Origin of the sequence: Arthrospira sp. PCC 8006 (assembly GCF_046480465.1) — a bacterium.
GTDB classification, from domain to species: domain Bacteria; phylum Cyanobacteriota; class Cyanobacteriia; order Cyanobacteriales; family Microcoleaceae; genus Limnospira; species Limnospira platensis.
The window spans coordinates 1-1,575 of sequence record NZ_PKGG01000443.1 but is presented as its reverse complement, the minus strand read 5'-3'; the positions used below and the strand labels follow the sequence as shown (position 1 = coordinate 1,575).

Here is a 1,575-nt window from a genome sequence, read left to right as displayed (position 1 = left end):
CAATTCCCCTTTTTTGAAATAGTTGGACGGCGGCGGGGCGTACCTGCCATTCGACAAATTCTCCGAGGCGGTTTCCCAGTTTGCCTAATTCCTGGTTGAGTTTTTCATTCTGTTGTTTGATTATTCGTTCGGTTTCCCGGAAGCGGCGATCGCTTTCTTGGGATTGTTCTCGGAAGCGGCGATCGCTTTCTTGGGATTGTCGCTGGAGGAGTTGCCGGGTTTCTTGAAATTGGCGTTCGGTTTCTTTCTGGGCTTCTGCCAGTTCCGCCAGCAGCCTCCAAACATCGTCAGCATTGGTGGTCATGGGGGTTCCTCTCAGGTGTCTCAATCATCCATTTTAGCCACTTTCCACTATGCGATCGCTTTCTGGTAAGATGCGATCGCACTTCCGAGAGGCTACGGGAATGCACTGGCGAGGCGATAGGCGATACGCCCTACGGGCACGCTGCGCGAACGCACTTCCGAGAATCGCTCGGTAGATGTTTGTCAAGTTGCGTCAGTCTCGTGATATGGTATGATACTGGGATATGTCAGGGGGTGGGTGTGTTGGTAAGCTAGTTATGAGGAGTGGTCAAGGAATGAGTGCGGGTGAGTTGCTGAGACAGGCGAATCAGTTGAAACGGTCTGGGAAGTTGGATGAGGCGATCGCAATTCCGAGAGGCTACGGGAATGCACTTCCGAGGCGATAGGCGATACGCCCTACGGGCACGCTGCGCGAACGCACTTCCGAGAATCGCTCGGTAGATGTTTGTCAAGTTGCGTCAGTCTCGTGATAGGATATAATGCTGGGATATGTCAGGGGGTGGGTGTGTTGGTAAGCTAGTTATGAGGAGTGGTGAGGGAATGAGTGCGGGTGAGTTGCTGAGACAGGCGAATCAGTTGAAACGGTCTGGGAGGTTGGATGAGGCGATCGCTCTTTATCATCAGGTAATAGATATTAACCCCCATTTTGCTTGGGCTTATCATGGCTTGGGGGATGCTTTGGTTAAGCAGGGAAAGTTAGATAAGGCTGTTACTGAGTATCAAAAGGCAATTGAAATTAATCCTAATTCTGCTTGGTTTTATATTAATTTGGGTCGGGTTTTTATTCAGCAAGATTGTTGGGATAAAGCGATTTATTATTTGAGACAAGGAATTCAGATTAAGCCAGATTTATTATATGAATTCCATGGTAAGTATAAGCCTTTATTTTATACTCTTGAACCGGGATTTTGTCTTTCCGAGAATGAAGATTTTATCGAATTAACTGAACAACCGATATGGGTGACTGTACCTGTTAAACCTTTAACAAGTTATTCCATAAGCGGTCAAAGTTCTTCGGAACAGCCTCCTACTCATAATCAGGCTTTAATACAAGTTGAGTTTKTGGATAAACATCAAAAACTCATACTCAGTCCATACTCTGCTATTCCCAATTCTCAAACATTAGGCCCATATTTTTACATTTCCACGTCAGGAGCAAATTTTTCTGAGTTTATAACTAATGTAKTTAATACGACTCCTGAAACTTACTATTTGCGTTTGGGTTTTAGAACTTGGCACAATAAAAAGCCAATTATTTTGGTTTCTAGGTTG

The 1,575-nt window shown here is 45.5% G+C and carries 3 protein-coding genes and 1 pseudogene; 2 read left to right on the top strand and 2 right to left on the bottom strand.

The window, feature by feature from the left end; all coding sequences use genetic code 11:
* Together B9T16_RS28550 and B9T16_RS28545 are read right to left on the bottom strand one after the other, a co-directional pair.
* Positions 1 to 304, bottom strand: a pseudogene (locus tag B9T16_RS28550) (hypothetical protein); the annotation flags it as partial.
* A 33-nt stretch (positions 305 to 337) separates the two neighbouring features.
* A complete protein-coding gene (locus tag B9T16_RS28545; protein WP_410246375.1) occupies positions 338 to 490 on the bottom strand; it encodes a hypothetical protein in 153 nt (50 codons plus the stop codon).
* A gap of 70 nt (positions 491 to 560) precedes the next feature.
* Here B9T16_RS28545 and B9T16_RS28540 point away from each other — a divergent pair, with 70 nt between their 5' ends.
* Both B9T16_RS28540 and B9T16_RS28535 read left to right on the top strand, forming a co-directional pair.
* Positions 561 to 689 carry a hypothetical protein gene (locus B9T16_RS28540; RefSeq protein ID WP_410246374.1) on the top strand — a complete coding sequence of 43 codons (129 nt, stop codon included), beginning with the start codon at positions 561 to 563 and terminating at the stop codon, positions 687 to 689.
* Between the two features lie 154 nt (positions 690 to 843).
* On the top strand, positions 844 to 1,575 hold a 732-nt coding region (locus B9T16_RS28535), incomplete at its 3' end, for a tetratricopeptide repeat protein (protein WP_410246373.1).